The following is a 20112-nucleotide window of genomic DNA, read 5'->3' as shown; positions in this document are numbered from 1 at the left end:
CACCATCGTCACCCGGCAACAGGGACAAAGCGTCGCTCTACGGGGCGATCCCGACCCTGGGAATCTTCGGGGTCGCCCCCTGCTGGGCCTCCTCCACAGGTACCGGAGCCCCGACGGCCGGCCGCCGGGCCGCCGCCCGCTCCCGCCGGCGCCGCAGCCCGGCCCGGCACGCCGGAACCACCAGCAGATGCGCCAGCGCCACTCCCGCGGTGTTCAGCAGCAGCGAGTCCACGTCCATCACCCGGCCCGCAACCCCCGTCTGGAGCAGCTCGATGCCCAGCGAGATCAGCGCCCCCGCGGTGACGGTACGGATCAGCGACCCCAGGGTCGATGCGGTGATGCTGCCGCCCGCCATCGGGAGCAGCACGCCCAGCGGCGCGAGCAGCAGCAGACCGCCGCCGATCCGGCGGGTGGCCTCGGCAGCGCCCAGCTCCAGATCCGCCCTGATCCCGGCGAACACGTCCAGGTTCGCGGCGGCGACGAAGGGCACGTCGAGCGGGCGCAGAGCCAGCCAGCCGACGATCAGCAAATGCGCGACGAGGAGGATGCCTCCTGCGACACGAACGCGAACCCCGGCGCTACCTTGACGCTCCACACCTCCCAAGACGCGCACACCCCGCGCAACGGTTCCCCGCCAAGGGGGGGCCTCGGGGTGCGGGGTGCGCCGTTGTTGGTTTCGGTTGCGTGCCCGGCCGCGGGCGGCGTGTGGCTGGTCGCGCAGTTCCGCCCCCTATGCCTTCGGCAATGGGGGGACCCCCAGCGCCCCTAAAACCCCCCCCGTGACGCGCGACTTCACCAGAGGGTTCGCGGCCTGATCATGCTGGGATCACGTGGGAGGGGGGTGCAGGGTCGCCCCCGCTGGGGGTACCCCCAAAGGCAGCTTTGGGGGAGTTTGAGGCGCAGGAGCCGCCCGCACCCCGCGGGCAACGCCCACCCCGGGCCGGGGCCCGGGGACTCAGCGCCCCTCAGCGGGAGGCGACCCCGCGTGAGGCGACTCCGGGACCCGGCCCGGGGCCGGGGTCTTCGGGTGGGACTTCGTCGTCGCCGCGCAGTCGTACACCCGCGGCGCGTACCCGCCCGGCCCGCCCAGGACCACCCCGCCGTTCCCCGCCGCCGCCCGGCTCTCCGCCAGGGTGCACACGAGCTGCGACAGCGCCTCCGGAGGCAGATCCTCCGGCAGACGGTTCAGCCGGTACGTGCCCTCGGGGTCGCCGTCCCGCGGCGCGGAGACCGTGACCTGCGGCCGGACGAAGGTCTGGAAACCCGCATCCCGTTCGGCCTGCGACGGTTCCTTCTGCAACTCCGCCACCAGCGCGCGCGCCACCTGGAGCCCGCTGTCCGAACTTCTCGCCGTGGGCAGTTCCGCGGTCCGGTCGACGGCGACCAGCTGGGAGGCGCAGACCAGGTAGATCCGCACCGGCACGGACTGCGGCCGGGTCTGCGAGCTGCCTTCGCCGGTGACGGCGCACGGCATCCGGGAGGGGGCCGGCCCCCCGTCCACCGGCACCTGGGTGGGCCGGATCCCGCAGCCGCCGAGCAGCAGCGCGACCGTCATGGCGGCGAGGAGGGCGGTGGTGCCCCGCCGGGTACCCGTACGCGTCACCGTCCGCCGTCCTCTCCCGTGTCCGTACCGTCCGCGCGCTCCGGCGCGGCGCCCGTCGTCTCCGACGCATCCCTCGGCAGCCGCAGCACGAACACCGCGCCGTCGCCGTCCGGCGAGTTCGCCGCGGTGATCGTGCCGCCGTGGATATGCGCGTTCTCGACGGCGATGGACAGCCCGAGCCCGCTCCCTTCGGATCTCGGCCGGGACGCGCTCGCCTTGTAGAAGCGGTCGAAGACGTGCGGCAGGACGTCCTCGGGGATACCGGGCCCGTGGTCGCGGACCTCGAAGACGAGTTCCGCGCCGGTGCCGTCGGGGACTTCCGCCCCGGACCCGGGGTCGACGGTGCGGATGGCGACCCGGACGGGCGATCCGCCGTGTTTGAGGGCGTTGCCGATGAGGTTCGCGAGGATGACGTCGAGCCGCCGCGGGTCGAGCCGGGCCATGATCCCGCGCTCGGCGTCGAGTTCGACGGCGTCCAGCCAGGCGCGGGCGTCGATGCAGGCCGTGACCTGGTCGGCCACATCGACCAGATCGAGGACGACCTTGACCGTACCGGCGTCGAAGCGGGTCACCTCCATGAGGTTCTCCACGAGGTCGCCGAGCCGCCGGGTCTCGCTGACGACCAGGTTCACGGCGGGCGCGATCATCGGGTCGAGGCTGTCGACCTCGTCCTCCAGCACCTCGGTGACGGCGGTCAGCGCGGTCAGCGGGGTGCGCAGTTCATGGGACATATCGGCGACGAACCGCCGGCTCGACTCGTCCCGCGCGCTCATGTCCGCGACTTTCTTCTCCAGCGATTCCGCGGTCTTGTTGAACGTCCGGGCGAGTTCGGCCAGCTCGTCCGAGCCCGATACTTCGAGCCGGGTGTCCAGTTTGCCCTCGCCGAGCCTGCGCGCCGCGTCGCCGAGGCGCCGTACCGGCTTGAGCACCGTCGTCGCCGCGGCCTGCGCCAGCAGTGCGGAGCCCACGAGTGCGAGTGCGGTGGCGATCCCCAGCGACCAGGCCAGGGTGTTGAGGTCCTTGCTCTCCGATTCGAGGGATTTCAGCATGTAGCCCGTCGGCCCGCCGTTGGCGATCCGGCTGCCGCCGACCAGATACGGCTTGCCCTCGTGGACGATCCGCTGCCAGTACAGGTGGTACTGGGTGGTGCTGCCGCTCGTCGTCTGACGCTTGTTGACCTGCTCCCGCAGCCGTTCGGGTACGTCCTCGTAGGCGAAGACGCCCGGATCGGAGGCGCCCACCAGCACCGGGTCGCCGTCGCCCCCGGAGACCAGCAGCACGCTGTAGCCGGCCTTGCCCTGGCTCATCTGCTCGGCGGTGCGCCGCAGATCGGGCTGGCCGGCGTGGAGCGGCAGGGAGGCCGCCCGGCTCTGGAGCTGTGCCCGGAAGTCGTCGATCGTGGAGTTCTGCGTACGGCTCAGTACGGCCTCGCGGTTGAGCCAGTACGCGATGCCCGACGCCGAAACCGCCGCGGTCAGGGCGACCACGGCGAAGACGACGACCAGGCGCAACCGCAGACTGGTCCAGCGCAGACCGGCGACTATCGCACGCTTCGCGGCACCGGTCACCGCGCGGTACCCCCGCTCACCGGCGTCACTGCGGGGCGTCCAGCCGGTAGCCGACGCCCCGGACGGTACGGATCAGCGTCGGCGAGGACGGTACGTCCTCCACCTTCGCCCGCAGCCGCTGCACACAGGCGTCGACCAGCCGGGAGTCCCCGAGATAGTCGTGCTCCCACACCAGCCGCAGCAGCTGCTGCCGGGAGAGGGCCTGCCCCGGCCGCCGGCTCAGTTCCAGGAGGAGCCGCAGTTCCGTGGGGGTGAGCTGGAGGTCCTGACCGTTCTTGGTCACGGTCATCGCGGAGCGGTCGATCACCAGCGACCCGAAGGTCGCGGAGTCCGTCGACTCCCGCTCTCCGCGCCGCAGCACCGCCCGGATCCGGGCGTCCAGCACCCGGCCCTGGACCGGCTTCACCACATAGTCGTCGGCTCCTGACTCCAGTCCGACCACCACGTCGATATCGTCGCTGCGCGCGGTGAGCAGGATGATGGGCAACTGGTCGGTGCGGCGGATACGGCGGCACACCTCGAAGCCGTCGATCCCGGGCAGCATCACATCCAGCACGATCAGATCGGGCCGCTGCTCACGGAGCAGTTTCAGGCCGTCCTCGCCCGTCGCCGCGGTGGCCACACGGTGGCCCTGGCGCGTCAGGGAGAGTTCGAGGGCCGTGCGGATGGCGTCGTCGTCCTCGATCAGCAACAGGAAAGGCACCGGGCCATTCTGGCCCATGGCGGTCCCGGAGTTCGACCGGCACCGTACGCCCCCGCTTCCGGACCCGCGCCCCTGCTCCCGTCCGGGCCTCCGTACGCCCTCGGACGCGCCGTCGGCGCCCCCGTAACCCCTGTGACAGGCCTGTGACAGTCGACGGACACCCTGATGAAGTCGCCTGGGCAAGCTTGTGCCCATCGGACGGAAGCCCGATCAGCGAACGGAACACTGACTCCATATCGACGGGGGGCGCGAGATGACGGCACTGCACGGAAGCACCGCCAGCGCAGTCACGACGCGCCTGCACGACGTCGTGATCCGGAGCGGTGAGAAGACCGGCGCGGTGAACGGACGGGGGTGTGTTCGCGGCGCCGGACGGCAGCACAAGCCGTCGTATATGACGGTCGTGGGGGACACCGCGCCCGCGGCGAGCGGCCCCTCCCTGTCGGAGGCCGAGTTCACGGCGTACGTACAGGAGCGCCGCTCCTCCCTCTACGCCACCGCCTACCACCTGACCGGTGACCGCTTCGAGGCGGAGGACCTGCTCCAGAGCGCGCTGTTCTCCACCTACCGGGCGTGGGACCGGATCAGCGACAAGGCCGCGGTCGGGGGCTACCTCCGCCGCACCATGACCAATCTCCACATCAGCGCCTGGCGCCGGCGCAAGCTCAACGAGTACCCCACGGAGGAGCTGCCGGAGACGGCGAGCGACACCGACGCGATGCGGGGCACCGAGCTGCGGGCCGTGCTCTGGCAGGCGCTGGCCAGGCTCCCCGAACTCCAGCGCACGATGCTGGTCCTCCGCTACTACGAGGGCCGCACCGACCCGGAGATCGCAGACATCCTGGACATCAGTGTCGGCACGGTGAAGTCCAGCATCTGGCGGTCGCTGCGGCGGCTGCGCGAAGACCAGGCGCTGAGCTTCGGCCGTGACGAGGAAGAGTCCTTCGGCGAGCTGGTGGCCTGAAGGCACGGGGGAACGAGGGGGGGCCGCCGGGTCGGGGGACGCGGCGGTGCCGGGGGGCCGCGGAGCCGGGGGGCTCTGCGGAGATACGGGGTACGGGGGTACCACGGGGGAGAGCGGGGCGTCGTGAAGAGCCCCGGAGCAACGGGATCGGACAGGCCGGGGGGTCTTGTCCGGTCCCGTTCGCGCGTTCCGGCGCCCCCGGACCGGGGAAGACCGGCCGGGCCACCCCTGTACAGGTCGCTACGCGCGTAGATATGCTCTGGTGGTGACCATGCCCCGTATCCATCCCGCCCTCGCCGACGTCACCGCGTCCGACCAGGCGCTCCGCAGGTTCCTGCACGGGCTGCCCGGAGTCGACCCCGTCGGGCTCGAAGCGCGCGCCGCCGCGCTCGGGACCCGGTCCATCAAGACGACGGCCAAGGCGTACGCCATCGACCTGGCCATCTCCATGATCGACCTGACGACCCTGGAAGGCGCGGACACCCCGGGCAAGGTCCGGGCGCTGGCCGCCAAGGCCGTCCGTCCCGACCCGACGGACCGCGGGACCCCCGCGACCGCCGCCGTCTGCGTCTATCCGGACATGGTGGCCACCGCCAAGGCCGCGCTGAACGGTGCCGACGTCAAGGTCGCCTCCGTCGCCACGGCCTTCCCCGCGGGCCGTGCCGCCCTCGAAGTGAAGCTCGCGGACACCCGGGACGCCGTCGCCGCCGGGGCGGACGAGATCGATATGGTCATCGACCGGGGCGCGTTCCTCTCCGGCCGGTATCTGAAGGTCTTCGAGGAGATCGTCGCGGTCCGGGAGGCCTCGGGCCCGGCCCGGCTGAAGGTGATCTTCGAGACCGGTGAGCTGTCGACGTACGACAACATCCGCCGCGCCTCCTGGCTGGGGATGCTCGCGGGCGCCGACTTCATCAAAACCTCGACGGGCAAGGTCGCGGTCAACGCCACCCCGGCGAACACCCTCCTGATGCTGGAGGCGGTCCGCGACTTCCGCGAGCAGACCGGTGTGCAGATCGGGGTGAAGCCCGCGGGCGGCATCCGCACCACCAAGGACGCGGTCAAGTTCCTGGTCCTGGTCAACGAGACCGCGGGACCGGACTGGCTGGACCCGCACTGGTTCCGCTTCGGTGCCTCCAGCCTGCTCAACGATCTGCTGATGCAGCGCCAGAAGCTGGCGACCGGCCGCTACTCCGGCCCCGACTACGTAACGGTGGACTGAGCCCGATGACGAACCCCTTCAGCTACGCACCGGCTCCCGAGTCCCGGTCGATCGTCGATATCGCCCCCTCGTACGGCCTGTTCATCGACGGCGAGTTCACCGAAGGCTCGGGCGAGGACCGCAACAAGACCCTCTCTCCGGCGACGGAGGAGGTGCTCGCCGAGTACGTCCAGGCCAATGAGGAGGACGTCGACCGCGCGGTGCGCGCCGCCCGCAAGGCGTTCGAGAAGTGGTCGGCGCTGCCGGGCGCGGAGCGCGGCAAGTACCTCTTCCGGATCGCCCGGATCATCCAGGAGCGCAGCCGTGAGCTGGCGGTCCTGGAGACCCTGGACAACGGAAAGCCGATCCGGGAGACCCGGGACGCCGATCTGCCGCTGGTCGCCGCGCACTTCTTCTACTACGCGGGCTGGGCGGACAAGCTCGGCCACGCGGGCTTCGGCCCCGACCCGCGGCCGCTGGGCGTCGCGGGCCAGGTCATCCCGTGGAACTTCCCGCTGCTGATGCTGGCGTGGAAGATCGCCCCGGCGCTGGCCACCGGCAATACGGTCGTCCTGAAGCCGGCCGAGACCACCCCGCTCTCGGCGCTGTTCTTCGCGGACATCTGCCGGCAGGCCGGGCTGCCGAAGGGCGTCGTCAACATCGTGACGGGCGACGGCCGTACCGGGGCCGCGCTGGTGGACCACCCGGGCATCGCCAAGGTCGCGTTCACCGGTTCGACCGCCGTCGGCAAGGCGATCGCCCGCCGGCTCGCCGGGACGGAGAAGAAGCTCACGCTGGAGCTGGGCGGCAAGGGCGCCAACATCGTCTTCGACGACGCCCCGATCGACCAGGCCGTCGAGGGCATCGTCAACGGCATCTTCTTCAACCAGGGCCAGGTCTGCTGCGCCGGATCCCGGCTGCTGGTGCAGGAGTCGATTCAGGAGGAGCTGCTGGACTCCCTGAAGCGGCGGCTGGCCACGCTCCGCCTCGGCGACCCGCTGGACAAGAACACCGACATCGGCGCGATCAACTCGGCGGAGCAGCTCGCCCGGATCACCGCGCTGGCCCGGACCGGCGAGGCGGAGGGCGCGGAACGCTGGAGCGCGCCCTGCGAGCTGCCCGCGTCCGGCTACTGGTTCGCCCCGACCCTGTTCACCGGGGTCACCCAGGCGCACACCGTGGCCCGGGACGAGATCTTCGGCCCGGTGCTGTCGGTGCTGACGTTCCGTACCCCCGACGAGGCCGTCGCCAAGGCCAACAACAGCCAGTACGGCCTGTCGGCGGGGATCTGGACGGAGAAGGGGTCGCGGATCCTGGCGGTCGCGAACAAGCTCCGGGCCGGGGTCGTCTGGGCCAACACCTTCAACAAGTTCGACCCGACCTCGCCCTTCGGCGGCTACAAGGAGTCGGGCTTCGGCCGCGAGGGCGGTCGCCACGGCCTGGAGGCTTACCTCGATGTCTGACCGTCTGAGCGTTTTCAAGACCTACAAGCTGTACGTCGGGGGCAAGTTCCCCCGCTCCGAGAGCGGCCGGGTGTACGAGGTGACCGACGCAAAGGGCAAGTGGCTGGCGAACGCCCCGCTCTCCTCCCGCAAGGACGCCCGGGACGCGGTCGTCGCCGCGCGCAAGGCGTTCGGCGGCTGGTCGGGAGCCACCGCGTACAACCGCGGCCAGATCCTCTACCGGGTCGCGGAGATGCTGGAGGGCCGCCGGGAGCAGTACGTCCGCGAGGTCGCGGAGGCGGAGGGCCTGTCGAAGTCCAAGGCGGCGGCCGTCGTCGACGCGGCGGTCGACCGCTGGGTCTGGTACGCGGGCTGGACCGACAAGATCGCCCAGGTGGTGGGCGGGGCGAACCCGGTCGCGGGCCCCTTCTTCAACCTCTCCACCCCGGAGCCGACCGGTGTGGTCGCGGTCGTCGCCCCGCAGGAGTCGTCGTTCCTCGGGCTGGTGTCCGTGATCGCGCCCGTGATCGCCACCGGCAATACCGCGGTCGTGGTGGCGAGTGAGAAGGCCCCGCTGCCCGCGCTCTCCCTCGGCGAGGTGCTCGCCACTTCGGATCTGCCGGGCGGCGTGGTCAATATCCTCTCGGGCCGTACGGCGGAGCTGGCGGCGCCCCTCGCCGCCCATCAGGACGTCAACGCCATCGACCTGACCGGCGCGGACGCGGCGCTCGCGAAGGAGCTGGAGATCGCGGCCGCGGACAATATGAAGCGGGTGTTCAGGCCCGGTCCGGCCGATTTCACGGCCGACCCGGGCACGGGCCGGCTCACGGCCTTCCTGGAGACCAAGACGGTCTGGCACCCGACGGGTTCGCTGGGCGCCTCGGGCTCCGCGTACTGAGCCGGGCAGGGCCCCGGCACCAGCCGGGGCCCTGCCCGTGTGGTTCAGAGCGGCAGGACCTTGACCAGCTTGCCGACGATGGGCAGGTCCTGGAGTGCGGCGCCGTCGGCCAGCGGCCCGGTGACCAGATCCGTACCGATCGGCTTGAAGTCGGCGATCTGGGTGGCGACCCCGTTCGCCAGCGGGTCGGTGCCCGTGCCCGCCAGCGGGTTGAGCTGGTGCTCTTTCAGATAGGCGATGCCCTGGACGGAGTTGGTGAGCGCGTCGGTGACCCCGGCGCCGGGTCCGGACAGGGCGCTGCCGAGCGCCTCGCCGCCGACGGGAAGGGTCACCGGGGCCGCCTGGGCGGCGCTGCCCGTGCCGAGCGCGGCTGCGAATGCGGCGACGGTCAGCCCGGCGCTCACGGCGAGGCGCCGGGAGGTGGTCGAGTGGGGGGTCTGGGATGTCATGGATTCCTGCCTGCGATCGCCTTGGGTGACGGTATCAGCACACAGCGTATTTGAAGGTGTGATTCCGGTTCCACCGCCCGCCCCGTGGGTCCCCTTCCCGGGGCAATGCTTCACACTGGTGTTCCGTGACTGCCATCCCCGCCCAACCCTCGCCGACCACCCGGGTCCTGCTGCTCGCGGGCCCTTCCGGCTCCGGTAAGTCGTCCCTGGCCGCCCGGACCGGACTGCCGGTCCTCCGTCTCGACGACTTCTACAAGGACGGCGACGACCCCACCCTCCCGCTCGTCGAGGGCAGCGACGACATCGACTGGGACTCGCCCCGGTCGTGGGACGCGGACGCGGCGGTGGCCGCCATCCGGGAGCTGTGCCGGACGGGGCGGACGGCCGTACCCGTCTACGACATCTCCATCAGCGCCCGGGTCGGGCAGGACGCCTTCTCCGTGGGCCGGACGCCCCTGTTCCTCGCGGAGGGCATCTTCGCGGCGGATATCGTGGCCCGCTGCCAGGACCTCGGCCTGCTCGCGGACGCGATCTGCCTGCGCGGGCGCCCCTCCACGACCTTCCGCCGCCGGCTGCTGCGCGATCTTCGCGAGGGCCGGAAGTCGGTGCCGTTCCTGCTGCGGCGGGGCTGGCGGCTGATGCGCGCCGAGCGGGGCATCGTCAGCCGCCAGTCGGGGCTCGGCGCCCACCCCTGCGGCCGGGACGAGGCCCTCGGGCGGGTCGCCGCGGCCGCCGCGGGCCGCCACCGCCCGGCGGCGGGCCCCGCCGGAAAGGCCGGTGCGCCGGTTCCGCCGCCCGCGGGCGCCGCCCTCACCCCTCGTACGGCAGAATCGGACGTATGAGCAAGTCCGAGACTCCGACGCCCGCCGAGCCGACCTACGCCGACCGCGTCTTCCGGTCGCCCGCGGGCCTGGCCGGCGGGGTGCTGCTGCTGGCGCTGACGGGCTGGCTGGGCGTCGACGCCGTGATCCGGGGCTCCGGGCTGACACCGCTCTTCGCCATCGCGGTCGTCCTCGTCATCGTCCCGGTGGTCGTCGCCTTCACACTGCGCCCCGCGGTCTTCGTCAACGACGACCGGATCCGGATCCGGAACCCGTTCCGGACGGTCAACGCGCCGTGGGGGCAGGTGGAGGGGGTCCGCTCCTCGTACTCCACGGAGATCGTCACCAAGGACGGCACCAAGTACCCGATGTGGGCGGTGCCGGTCTCGCTGCGCCAGCGCAAGCGCGCCACCCGCCAGCAGGAGAAGCGCGACCGCGATCTGAGCCGCGGACGCTCGGTGGACCCGGCCAACCCGGTCACTCCCGCCCAGGCCGACCGCACGGTCGCGGAACTCCGCGATTTCGTCACCGCCCGCGGTGCCGCGCCGACCGCCCAGGGCGAGACCTCGGTGACCTGGGCCTACGAGCTGCTCCTCCCGCTGGCGGCGGGCGCGGTGATGCTGGTCGTCCTGTTCGCGGTGCGGTAGCTCTCCCACCTGTACGGCGAGGTCCCCGTCCGGTCCTCCGGGCGGGGACCGTGCCTTTTCCCGTGCTGCTTCTCAGGCGCCCTCCGGCTGGGCGTGGCGGTGGGGCTTCCGGACGCCGGCCCGCCCCCGGTCGGCCGCCCAGACGGCCAGCGCGCAGGCCGCGAATCCGGCGCCGAGGAGGCTGGAGCCCGGCCAGCCGTGGGCGGTGAAGACCGCGGTGGTCGCAGCCGCGCCGAGGGCGGAACCGAGTGCGTAGAAGACCATGTAGCCGCCGATGACGCCGCTGAGGCGGTCCGGATGCGCGGCCGTCAGCAGATGCTGGTTGCTCACATGCACGGCCTGGACCGCGAAGTCGAGGAGCACGACCCCGGCGACCAGGAGCCACAGCGACCACGGCAGTTGCGCGATCGCCGCCCAGGAGAGGACGAGCAGGGCGAGCGCGAGCCCGGTGACCGGCGCCGCCCGGCCCGCGTCCGCCCACCGTCCCGCGCGTGCCGCGCCGAGTGCGCCGACGAGACCGGCCAGGCCGAACAGCCCGATCCCGCTCTCGCCCAGCCGCCACGGCGCGTCCGTCAGCGGCAGGGACAGCCCGCTCCACAGGGTGCCGAACGACGCGAACAGGAAGAACGCGATGAGCCCGCGGCTCAGGAAGACGCGCTCCCGGAACAGTCCGCCCAGTGAGGCGACGGCCCGGACGTATCCCGTGGGCCGTCCGGGGCGCTCCTCCGGCGGCAGTACGGCGAGGACGAGGGCGGCGAGCCCGAGCGACAGGGCCGCCAGTACGGCGTAGACGCTCCGCCAGCCCCAGGCCTCGGCGAGCCCGCCGGTCACGAACCGGGCGCCCAGGATGCCGACCACCACGCCCGAGGTGACGACGCCGATGTTCCGTCCGCGTTCGGCGGGCGGTGAGACCGAGGCGGCGTACGCCACCGTGGTCTGGACGACGACCGCGAACAGCCCGGCCGTCGCGAGCCCCGCGAACGCCGTGCGGGCGCCGGGCGCCGCGGCCGTCAGGGCCAGGCCCGCCGCGGTGACCGCCAGATGTACGGCGATCAGCCGCCGCCGGTCGGTCGTATCGCCCAGTGGCACCAGCAGGATCAGCCCGGCGAGATAGCCGAACTGGCCGGTCGCGACGATCCACCCGGTGAACTCCGCCGGTACGCCCAGATCGCGTCCCATCGGCCCCAGAACCGGCTGCGCGGCATAGATGCTCGCCACCGCGACACCGCACACCACCGCGAGCAGCAGTCGCCGCCATGCGTCCATGTGCCCACCCCCCAAATCAGTAGCAGAATGCAACTCATTGACCGTAGGGCATGATGGTTTCAATCCGCAACCGACCTGTGGTTCGTCCGCGGCTCGGCCGCGGCTCGTCCGCGACCCGACGGGAGTGTCATGCCGACCGACGGCACACGTGCCTCGAACCCCGACTGGACCGACCCCGACTGCCCCGTCGCCCGCACCCTCGACCTCGTCGGCGACCGGTGGAGCCTGCTCGTCGTCCGTGACGCGATGGACGGGGCGCGGTCGTTCACCGAGTTCCAGCGGCGCACCGGCATCGCCCGCAATATCCTCAGCGACCGCCTCCGCAAGCTCACCGCCCACGGGCTGCTCACCCAGCGCACCGCGCCCTCGGGCCGCCGTCAGGAGTATGTGCTCACCGAAGCGGGACGCGACCTCTTCCCGGTCGTCCTCACCCTCCGGCAGTGGGGGGAACGCCATGCCTTCGCCCCTGGCGAGAGCCGCTCCACCCTGGTCGACCGGCACGGCACCCCCGTGCCGGAATTGGTGCCGGCCGGCGCCGACGGCACCCCCCTCGACGCCGGCACCACCGAGGTGCGGAAGGCCCGGTAAGGGGGAGACGGAGCACCGGCTACGGCGGGCCCGGCCAGATCAGCAGCATGTAGGCGCTCAGCCAGGTCGACAGCAGACCCGCCGAGACCAGGACCACCACCAGCCGGGCGCGCGTCGCGCGGGCCAGGGAGACCGCCAGGGGCAGCAGCAGCGGGAAGGCCGGGAGGAGGAAGCGGGCGCGGGGGAAGTAGACGCCCGCACTGCCCAGCACGACCACCAGCATCCCGCCCGTGAAGACCAGCAGCGCCAGAGGCTGACGGTCCGCCAGAGAGAGGGCGTACATCACCACCGCCAGCACCAGGCAGGCCGAGACCGCCAGCACGAACAGCTGGGGGCGGGGCTCGTAGACGAGCTGCTGGCGCAGTTCCAGCAGGGTCGCCCGGCCGCCGTCCCATTCGTTCTTCCAGAGCCGCTGGACCGCGAAGTAGCCGTCGGGGCGGCCGACCCGGGCACCCACCCAGGCGACAAAGCCCAGCCACCCCACGGGAGCCAGGAGCGCCCCCGCGAACGCCCGTGAGCACCGGGCGCGGCGGGCCGCCAGCAGGCCCGTCAGGGTGATCGCCGCCGCCAGGGCGATGCCCGTGGGGCGGGTGAGGCCCGCAAGGGAGGCGAGCAGCCCGGCGGCGACCCAGCGGTCGGTCAGCGCGGCATACAGCGACCAGGCGCACAAGGCCGTGAACAGCGACTCCGTATAGCCCGTCCACTGCACCGCCGCGACCGGCAGCAGCCCCCACAGGACCGCCAGAAGCGTGCCCGTCCGATGGCCGTGCAGCCGTGCCCCGACCTCGTACACCCCCCATACGGCGACGAAGGAGCAGCCGACCGCCAGCAGCAGTCCCGCCGATGCCGGGGAGCCGGGCGCGACCGCCGCGAGCCCCTTGACCAGCAGCGGGTAGAGGGGGAAGAAGGCGAGGTTGTTGGAGTTGACCGCGGTGCCCAGCTCGTCCGCGTAGCCGTGCGCCGCGATGCCCAGATACCAGTTGGAGTCCCAGGACGCCGCCAGCGTCGGCCACACCCCGTGCCCCTTGGCGTGCGCCAGCTGTGCCAGGAACGCCAGCCCCACCAGCCGTACCAGCAGATATCCCGCGAGCGCCGGAGCCGCCGCCCGCAGCGAGCGGAGCACCGAACGCAGCACCGGACCGCCGCGGGCCCCCGGCCCGGGGCCGCGGCCGGGCGCGGGCGGCGGGCGGGAGGCGGGGACGTACGCGCGCGCGGTCGCTGCGGAGGACAACGGCACTGCTCCTGGTGGCTCGGCGCGCCCCGGCGGACGCTACCGGCCCACCATTGCCCGGAGCGCGCCGACCCGGGTGCGGTCCGCCGCGACGGCATAACAGGAATCACCCGTGCGGGGCAGCACGGGTGATTCCTGTACGAAATATGTTCCCTTACGGGGTCCTTGACGGGGTCCTTGACCGGTCAGATGCCCGCGGCCGTCGCAAAGTCCGCCTTCAGCGCCGCCAGCACCTCCGCCGCCCGCTTCCGTGCCGAGTCCAGGCTGTCGTGGTCCGCGACCGGGACCACGACCTCCAGGTAGCACTTCAGCTTCGGCTCCGTACCGCTCGGGCGGACGATCACCCGCGCCCGGTAGGCGCCGTCGAGGTGGTAGCGGAGCCCGTCCGTCGGCGGCAGCGCCTCGCTGCCCACGGCCAGATCCTCCGCCCGGGTGACCGCCAGACCGGCCAGCTCCGCCGGGGGCGCCGTCCGCAGCCGGGCCATCGCGTCCGCGATCACCCCGAGGTCCTCCACCCGGACCGAAAGCTGGTCCGTCGCGTGCAGCCCGTGTTCGACCGCCAGATCGTCCAGCAGGTCGGTGAGGGTGCGGCCTTCCTCCTTGAGGACGGACGCCAGCTCGGTGATCAGCAGCGCGGCGGTGATGCCGTCCTTGTCGCGGACGCCCTCCGGGTCCACGCAGTAGCCGAGGGCCTCCTCGTAGCCGTACCGCAGACCGTCCACCCGGGCGATCCACTTGAAGCCGGTCAGCGTCTCCTCGTAGGGCAGCCCCGCCGCCTCGGCGATCCGGCCCAGCAGCGACGACGAAACGATCGACTCGGCGAAGGCGCCGCGCGCGCCGGAGCGGACCAGATGCGCCGCGAGCAGCGCCCCGACCTCGTCGCCGCGGAGCATCCGCCAGTCGCCCTCATGGGGGACGGCGACGGCGCAGCGGTCGGCGTCCGGATCGTTGGCGATCACCAGATCGGGCCGCTCCCGGCGGGCGGCCGCGAAGGAGAGATCCATCGCGCCCGGCTCCTCCGGGTTGGGGAACGCGACCGTCGGGAACGCCGGGTCGGGATCGGCCTGCTCGGCGACGGGTACGGGGGCGGGGAAGCCCGCCCGCGCGAACGCCGCCTCCAGCACCGGCCGGCCCACGCCGTGCATCGCCGTGTAGACCGTCCGGGCGGTGCGCGGCGAGCCGGGCGTCAGGACCGCGTCCGTACGCTCCAGATACGCGGCGAGCACCTCGTCGCCCAGGGTCTCCCAGCCGGAGCCCGCGAGCGGTACGTCGTGCAGGCTCGCCACCGCGTCGATCCCGGCCGCGATCCCGCTGTCCGCGGGCGGCACGATCTGCGAACCGTCGCCCAGGTACACCTTGTAGCCGTTGTCGCGCGGCGGGTTGTGCGAGGCCGTGACCTCCACCCCGGCGACCGCGCCCAGCTGCCGTACGGCGAAGGCGAGGACGGGCGTCGGCAGCGGCCGCGGCAGGACGGCGGCCCGCAGGCCCGCCCCGGCCATCACGGCCGCCGTGTCCCGGGCGAAGTCGGCGGACTTGTAGCGGGCGTCGTAGCCGACGACGACCAGCCCGTCGCCCTGCCCCTGCCCCCGGAGGTACGCGGCGAGACCGGCGGCCGCGCGGATCACGACCGCCCGGTTCATCCGCATCGGCCCGGCGCCCAGCTCGCCCCGGAGCCCGGCGGTGCCGAACTGGAGCGTGCCGGAGAAACGCGCCGCGAGGGCGGCCGGGTCGCCGCCCTCCCTGACGCCGTCGACGAGCTTCGCCAGCTCCTCGCGGGTGTCGGGGTCGGGGTCCTCGGCGAGCCACCTCTCGGCCCGCCCGATCAGGTCCTCAAGGTCCCGGTCGAGATCCTGCTGCACGGTCGGATCAGCCTCTCGTCGCGTCGGTCGCGTCGGTCGTATCGGTCGGGCTCAGATCCGGGACAGGACCCGGGTCAGCAGCTCGCCCATCCGGGCCGCCGAGTCACGGCCTGCCTGGAGGACCTCCTCGTGGTTGAGGGGCTCGCCCGACATACCCGCCGCCAGATTGGTGACCAGGGAGATGCCCAGCACCTCGGCGCCCGCCTCACGGGCCGCGATGGCCTCCAGGACCGTCGACATGCCGACCAGGTCGCCACCGATCGTCCGGACCATCCGGATCTCGGCGGGGGTCTCGTAGTGCGGGCCGGTGACCTGCACATAGACACCTTCCTCCAGAGAGGGGTCGATCTCCTTGCAGAGCGACCGCAGGCGCGGCGAGTACAGGTCGGTGAGGTCGACGAAGTGCGCGCCGACGATCGGGGAGGTGGCGGTGAGGTTGATGTGGTCGCTGATCAGGACCGGCTGGCCGGGGCGCATGCCCTCGCGGAGCCCGCCGCAGCCGTTGGTCAGGACGACCGTCTTGCAGCCCGCGGCGACCGCGGTCCGCACCCCGTGGGCGACGGCGGCGACGCCCCGGCCCTCGTAGTAGTGCGTACGGCCGAGGAAGACGAGGGCGCGCTTGTCGCCGATGCGGTACGAGCGGACCCGGCCGCCGTGCCCCTCGACGGCGGGCGGCGGGAAGCCCGGCAGCTCGGTGACCGGGAACTCGGCCTCCGGCGCGCCGAGCGCCTCGGCCGCCGGGGCCCAGCCGGAGCCCATCACGAGGGCCACGTCGTGGGACTCGGCACCGGTCAGCTCGCGCAGCCGCGCGGCGGCGGCGTCCGCCAGATCGTGGGGGGCGGCGGCACCGCCGTTGAGGTCCGGATTCACATGTGCGTTCACGCGAATGAGGGTAGCCGCAGATTCCCTACGCGCGTAGATGATGGAGGTACGGACACCCGGATCGTTGTCTTGTCGTTTCCGACGAACGGACGACGAACGGACGGCGAACGGGTGCCGAACGGGTGCCGGGGCGGCGGCGAACGGGGGACGAACAGCCCCCCGGCCGTCAGCAGGGGCGCTTGCGCAGCTCCATCACATAGTCGTGCGGCGCGCCCGCCGACTCCGCGGCATCCGCCAGCTCCCCCAGATAGCGGGCCGACGGCAGACCGCCCTCGTAGCCGTTGAGCACATAGATCCAGGCCGGCTCCTCGCCGTCCAGGGTGTGCACCCGCACCCGCATCCGCCGGTAGATGTCGAGGCCGACGCCCTCCCAGCGGTCCATCGAGTCCTCGTCCATCGGGGCGATGTCGTAGAGCGCAACGAAGACCTGGGACCGCGGGGCCTCCACGATCGTGGCCAGCGCCCCCTCCCAGCCCATCTGCTCGCCGCCGAACGTGAGCCGCCAGCCGTTCAGCCAGCCCGTACCGCGCAGCGGGGAGTGCGGGGCGCGGCGGGTCATCAGCCGCGCGTCGAGGTTGCCGGCGTACGCGGCGTAGAGCGACATGGGTTCGAGGGTACGGGAGGGGCGCGGGTGGCCGCTTTTCCGAACGGGCACGGGTTTTCCCGGACGGCTTCCCGCACTGGAGTCCGGGCGGGGTTCCGGGCGGGGTTCCGTGGAGGCCCGGGGCCCCCGGCCCCGCCGCGCCGCCGGGCCTTTCCAGGGCGTTCCCGGGCCTTTCCGGCAGTCGGGGGAGCGCTGGCGGGACAACCCGTGGCCCGGGCACGGAGCTGGTTGAAGCGTGCGGGACAATGGGGTACGTACTCCAGTCCGGCGGGACGCACCACGGGGCCCGCCCGGCAGGCGCACCGGCCCACCCACCCGTACCCGGCAGCAACGAGAGCGCGAGGCGTAACCCCAGTGACCCGGATCGTGATCATCGGCGGCGGACCCGGCGGATACGAGGCGGCCCTGGCGGGCGCCCAACTCGGCGCGGAGGTGACCGTCGTCGACTGCGACGGCCTCGGCGGCGCGTCCGTCCTGACCGACTGCGTGCCTTCGAAGACCCTTATCGCGACCGCCGAGGTGATGACCACCTTCGACTCGTCGTACGAGGAACTCGGCATCATCATCGCCGACGACACCCCGCCCATGGAGCAGTCCGCGCGGGTTACCGGCGTCGACCTCGGCAAGGTCAACCGGCGGGTGAAGCGCCTCGCGCTCGCCCAGTCCCACGACATCACCGCCTCCGTCACCCGCGCGGGCGCCCGGGTGCTGCGCGGCCGGGGCAAGCTGGAGGGCCGGCAGGCCGCGGACGGCTCCCGTACCGTCGTCGTCACCGCGGCCGACGGCAGCGAGGAGCGGCTCACCGCCGACGCCGTGCTGATCGCCACCGGCGGCCACCCGCGCGAGATCCCCGACGCCCTCCCCGACGGCGAGCGGATCCTCAACTGGACCCAGGTCTACGACCTCGACGAACTCCCCGAGGAACTGATCGTCGTCGGCTCCGGTGTCACCGGCGCCGAGTTCGCCGGCGCCTATCAGGCGCTGGGCTCCCGGGTCACCCTGGTCTCCTCCCGCGACCGGGTGCTCCCGGGCGAGGACCCCGACGCGGCGGCCGTCCTGGAGGACGTCTTCCGGCGCCGCGGTATGAACGTCATGGCCCGCTCCCGCGCCGAGTCCGCCAAACGCGTCGGCGACCGGGTGGAGGTGACCCTCGCCGACGGCCGGGTCATCTCCGGTACGCACTGCCTCATGGCGGTCGGCGCCATCCCCAACACCGCGGGCATGGGCCTGGAGGAGGCGGGCGTACGGCTCAAGGACTCCGGCCACATCCTGACCGACAAGGTCTCCCGTACCAGCGCCCCCGGCGTCTACGCGGCCGGCGACGTCACGGGCGTCTTCGCCCTCGCGTCCGTGGCCGCCATGCAGGGCCGGATTGCGATGTACCACTTCCTCGGGGACGCGGTGCAGCCGCTGAACCTGAAGACCGTCTCGTCGAACGTCTTCACCGACCCCGAGATCGCGACCGTCGGCTACACCCAGGCGGACGTCGACGCCGGGCTGATCGACGCCCGGGTGGTCAAGCTGCCGCTGCTGCGCAACGCCCGGGCGAAGATGCAGGGCATCCGGGACGGCTTCGTCAAGATCTTCTGCCGGCCCGGCACCGGGATCGTGGTCGGCGGCTGTGTCGTCGCCCCCCGCGCCAGTGAACTGATCCACCCGATTTCGATCGCGGTCGACAACAATCTGACCGTCGAGCAGATCGCAAATGCGTTCACCGTCTACCCCTCGCTGTCGGGGTCGATCGCCGAGGTCGCGCGCCAGCTCGCCACCCGCAAGGTGTCGGGCGAGAGCTGACGGCCCGCCGTCACGGGCAGGTGCCGGGCCCTCCGGGGCCCGGTTCCGCCCCCGGCGCCGATCAGCTTCCGACCAGCGGGCGGTCAAGTGCGGGCCGCCCTATACCACTTATCGGCACAGCGCGAGCGCAATACTTGGCAATCGGTGCATAGAGCTGAAAATCGTCGGCGCGGCACGTTACTGTCAGTTCTGTGTTCGCTGCTGAACGTCGCCAACTGATCCTTGAAATGGTGCGGGCCAACGGAGCCGTGTCGCTCCGGGAACTCGCCCGGGTCGTCCAGACCTCCGAAGTCACCGTCCGCCGGGACGTCCGTGCGCTGGAGGCCGAGGGCCTCCTCGACCGCCGCCACGGCGGAGCGGTACTGCCGGGTGGATTCACCCGCGAATCCGGCTTCCCGCAGAAGTCCCTCTCCGCCACCGCCGAGAAGACGGCCATCGCCGATCTCGCCGCGAGCATGGTCGGCGAGGGCGAGGCGATCGTCGTCGGCGCGGGGACCACGACCCAGGAGCTGGCCCGGCGGCTCGCCCGGGTACCGGGGCTGACCGTCGTCACCAACTCCCTGCTGGTGGCCCAGTCGCTGGCCCACGCCAACCGGGTCGAGGTCGTGATGACCGGCGGCACCCTGCGGGGCTCCAACTACGCGCTCGTCGGCAGCGGTGCCGAGCAGTCCCTCCAGGGGCTGCGGGTCTCCCGGGCGTTCCTCTCCGGCAGCGGTCTGACCGCCGAGCGCGGGCTGTCCACGTCCAATATGCTCTCCGCCAGCGTCGACCGGGCGCTGGTCCAGGCGGCGGCGGAGGTCGTGGTCCTCGCCGACCACAGCAAGCTCGGTGCCGACACCATGTTCCAGACCGTGCCGACGGACGTCATCACCCGGCTGGTCACGGACGCACCGCCCGAGCACGACGAACGCGCCGCGACGGAGCTTCAGGCGCTGGCGGACCAGGGCGTCCAGATCGCGGTCGCGGGCTCGCCGTCCGGCGCGGGCACCGACACCGAACGCGGCCCCCGCCGTGATGTTCCGCTCCCCGGCCAGCGCAGGACGCGCGGCGGCGCGGGCCCGACGAGGTTCACGGCGGCGGCGCTGGAGCGGGATGCGCTGGGCGGGGGCGGGGGAATGGAACGCAGCGCACGCGTCGCCGACCTGCGCCGCCGTTAGGGCCTTGGGGGTTCGGGGCTGCGTCTGCCGGGTGCGGCGCGGTTGTGGTCCGTGGGGGTTCGGCGCTGCGTCTGCCGGGTGCGGTCCCGTTGCCGACCGCGCGCCGTCGGTGCTTGCTCGCGCGGTTCCTCGCGCCCCTGGTGTGGCTGACCTTGCGTCTTGTTCTTACGCCGGGTCTTGTCTTACGCCGTAAGGCGGTGCCCCGCAGACGAACGACTCGGGCAAGTAGATCAGGGGCGCGAGGAACTGCGCGACAAGCCATCCGCGGTCCGGGGACAGGGACGGCCCCAGCCACGCCCCCACCTTTCCCCCGGTACGGGAAGAGCCCGCCAGGTCGCATGAACCGACGCTGTTGGCGAATTCTTCGGGCCTTGGCTTCGCCCCGCTGGTTATCCGGCGGGGCGAAGTGCTGCCAGGTGGGAGGTTCGGGTGCGGGCT

Annotated in this window: 19 protein-coding genes; 9 read left to right on the top strand and 10 right to left on the bottom strand. The window is 72.5% G+C overall.

The window, feature by feature from the left end; genetic code table 11:
- Window positions 1-37: 37 nt before the first annotated feature.
- The 4 genes from ACIQ9E_RS16630 to afsQ1 all read right to left on the bottom strand — a co-directional run bounded on the left by ACIQ9E_RS16630 (window position 38) and on the right by afsQ1 (window position 3874).
- Window positions 38-595, bottom strand: a complete 558-nt coding sequence (locus tag ACIQ9E_RS16630) for a VanZ family protein (RefSeq protein WP_403707465.1) — start codon at window positions 593-595, stop codon at window positions 38-40.
- A 360-nt stretch (window positions 596-955) separates the two neighbouring features.
- Window positions 956-1603, bottom strand: coding sequence for a hypothetical protein (locus ACIQ9E_RS16625; protein ID WP_403707463.1), 648 nt, complete (start codon window positions 1601-1603; stop codon window positions 956-958).
- Window positions 1600-3171, bottom strand: a complete 1572-nt coding sequence (locus ACIQ9E_RS16620; RefSeq protein ID WP_403707461.1) for an ATP-binding protein — start codon at window positions 3169-3171, stop codon at window positions 1600-1602. Before ACIQ9E_RS16620 ends, ACIQ9E_RS16625 begins: the two co-directional genes overlap by 4 nt.
- Window positions 3172-3196: 25 nt before the next feature.
- Window positions 3197-3874 (bottom strand): two-component system response regulator AfsQ1, encoded by a 678-nt coding sequence (gene afsQ1 / locus ACIQ9E_RS16615; protein WP_006347054.1) that lies wholly within the window; start codon window positions 3872-3874, stop codon window positions 3197-3199.
- A gap of 253 nt (window positions 3875-4127) precedes the next feature.
- On the opposite strand from afsQ1, the gene ACIQ9E_RS16610 reads away from it, so the two are divergent.
- The 4 genes from ACIQ9E_RS16610 to ACIQ9E_RS16595 all read left to right on the top strand — a co-directional run bounded on the left by ACIQ9E_RS16610 (window position 4128) and on the right by ACIQ9E_RS16595 (window position 8376).
- The gene (locus ACIQ9E_RS16610; protein WP_403707459.1) at window positions 4128-4838 is read left to right on the top strand and encodes a SigE family RNA polymerase sigma factor; all 711 of its coding nucleotides are present in this window, start codon (window positions 4128-4130) and stop codon (window positions 4836-4838) included.
- A gap of 271 nt (window positions 4839-5109) precedes the next feature.
- The gene (deoC, locus tag ACIQ9E_RS16605; protein ID WP_403708113.1) at window positions 5110-6057 is read left to right on the top strand and encodes a deoxyribose-phosphate aldolase; all 948 of its coding nucleotides are present in this window, start codon (window positions 5110-5112) and stop codon (window positions 6055-6057) included.
- 5 nt (window positions 6058-6062) lie between these two features.
- Window positions 6063-7499: an aldehyde dehydrogenase family protein gene (locus tag ACIQ9E_RS16600; RefSeq protein ID WP_403707457.1), complete on the top strand. Its 1437-nt coding sequence runs from the start codon at window positions 6063-6065 to the stop codon at window positions 7497-7499.
- Window positions 7492-8376 carry an aldehyde dehydrogenase family protein gene (locus tag ACIQ9E_RS16595; RefSeq protein WP_403707455.1) on the top strand — a complete coding sequence of 295 codons (885 nt, stop codon included), beginning with the start codon at window positions 7492-7494 and terminating at the stop codon, window positions 8374-8376. The genes ACIQ9E_RS16600 and ACIQ9E_RS16595 overlap by 8 nt, the downstream gene beginning before the upstream one ends.
- Window positions 8377-8420: 44 nt before the next feature.
- Here the strand turns inward: ACIQ9E_RS16595 and ACIQ9E_RS16590 are convergent, their stop codons facing one another.
- Window positions 8421-8825, bottom strand: coding sequence for a hypothetical protein (locus tag ACIQ9E_RS16590; RefSeq protein ID WP_403707453.1), 405 nt, complete (start codon window positions 8823-8825; stop codon window positions 8421-8423).
- A gap of 125 nt (window positions 8826-8950) precedes the next feature.
- Here ACIQ9E_RS16590 and ACIQ9E_RS16585 point away from each other — a divergent pair, with 125 nt between their 5' ends.
- Both ACIQ9E_RS16585 and ACIQ9E_RS16580 read left to right on the top strand, forming a co-directional pair.
- Window positions 8951-9667: an ATP-binding protein gene (locus tag ACIQ9E_RS16585; protein WP_403707451.1), complete on the top strand. Its 717-nt coding sequence runs from the start codon at window positions 8951-8953 to the stop codon at window positions 9665-9667.
- Window positions 9664-10293 (top strand): PH domain-containing protein, encoded by a 630-nt coding sequence (locus ACIQ9E_RS16580; RefSeq protein WP_403707449.1) that lies wholly within the window; start codon window positions 9664-9666, stop codon window positions 10291-10293. Before ACIQ9E_RS16585 ends, ACIQ9E_RS16580 begins: the two co-directional genes overlap by 4 nt.
- A 72-nt stretch (window positions 10294-10365) precedes the next feature.
- On the opposite strand, the gene ACIQ9E_RS16575 is transcribed toward ACIQ9E_RS16580, so the two are convergent.
- Window positions 10366-11559: an MFS transporter gene (locus ACIQ9E_RS16575; protein WP_403707447.1), complete on the bottom strand. Its 1194-nt coding sequence runs from the start codon at window positions 11557-11559 to the stop codon at window positions 10366-10368.
- A gap of 129 nt (window positions 11560-11688) precedes the next feature.
- Here ACIQ9E_RS16575 and ACIQ9E_RS16570 point away from each other — a divergent pair, with 129 nt between their 5' ends.
- The gene (locus ACIQ9E_RS16570; protein WP_403707445.1) at window positions 11689-12147 is read left to right on the top strand and encodes a winged helix-turn-helix transcriptional regulator; all 459 of its coding nucleotides are present in this window, start codon (window positions 11689-11691) and stop codon (window positions 12145-12147) included.
- Between the two features lie 19 nt (window positions 12148-12166).
- Here the strand turns inward: ACIQ9E_RS16570 and ACIQ9E_RS16565 are convergent, their stop codons facing one another.
- The 4 genes from ACIQ9E_RS16565 to ACIQ9E_RS16550 form a co-directional block, all read right to left on the bottom strand.
- On the bottom strand, window positions 12167-13378 hold the full coding sequence (locus ACIQ9E_RS16565; RefSeq protein WP_403707443.1) for a hypothetical protein: 1212 nt from the start codon (window positions 13376-13378) through the stop codon (window positions 12167-12169).
- Window positions 13379-13563: 185 nt separating this feature from the next.
- A complete protein-coding gene (locus ACIQ9E_RS16560; protein WP_403707441.1) occupies window positions 13564-15237 on the bottom strand; it encodes a phospho-sugar mutase in 1674 nt (557 codons plus the stop codon).
- Between the two features lie 51 nt (window positions 15238-15288).
- Window positions 15289-16107, bottom strand: a complete 819-nt coding sequence (locus ACIQ9E_RS16555; RefSeq protein ID WP_366259171.1) for a purine-nucleoside phosphorylase — start codon at window positions 16105-16107, stop codon at window positions 15289-15291.
- 178 nt (window positions 16108-16285) lie between these two features.
- Window positions 16286-16723, bottom strand: a complete 438-nt coding sequence (locus ACIQ9E_RS16550; protein ID WP_362073199.1) for a gamma-glutamylcyclotransferase — start codon at window positions 16721-16723, stop codon at window positions 16286-16288.
- Window positions 16724-17077: 354 nt separating this feature from the next.
- Between ACIQ9E_RS16550 and ACIQ9E_RS16545 the strand changes: the two genes are divergently transcribed.
- Together ACIQ9E_RS16545 and ACIQ9E_RS16540 are read left to right on the top strand one after the other, a co-directional pair.
- Window positions 17078-18517, top strand: a complete 1440-nt coding sequence (locus ACIQ9E_RS16545; RefSeq protein WP_403707439.1) for an NAD(P)H-quinone dehydrogenase — start codon at window positions 17078-17080, stop codon at window positions 18515-18517.
- A gap of 227 nt (window positions 18518-18744) precedes the next feature.
- Complete coding sequence (locus ACIQ9E_RS16540; RefSeq protein ID WP_403708110.1) at window positions 18745-19674, top strand: DeoR/GlpR family DNA-binding transcription regulator; 930 nt, start codon at window positions 18745-18747, stop codon at window positions 19672-19674.
- The last annotated feature ends 438 nt before the right edge of the window (window positions 19675-20112 follow it).

It is taken from the genome of Streptomyces sp. NPDC094448 (assembly GCF_044763775.1).
Classification (GTDB): Bacteria; Actinomycetota; Actinomycetes; order Streptomycetales; family Streptomycetaceae; genus Streptomyces.
Note: the sequence above shows the minus strand (reverse complement) of the source record. Positions and strands in the feature narration are given on the sequence as shown.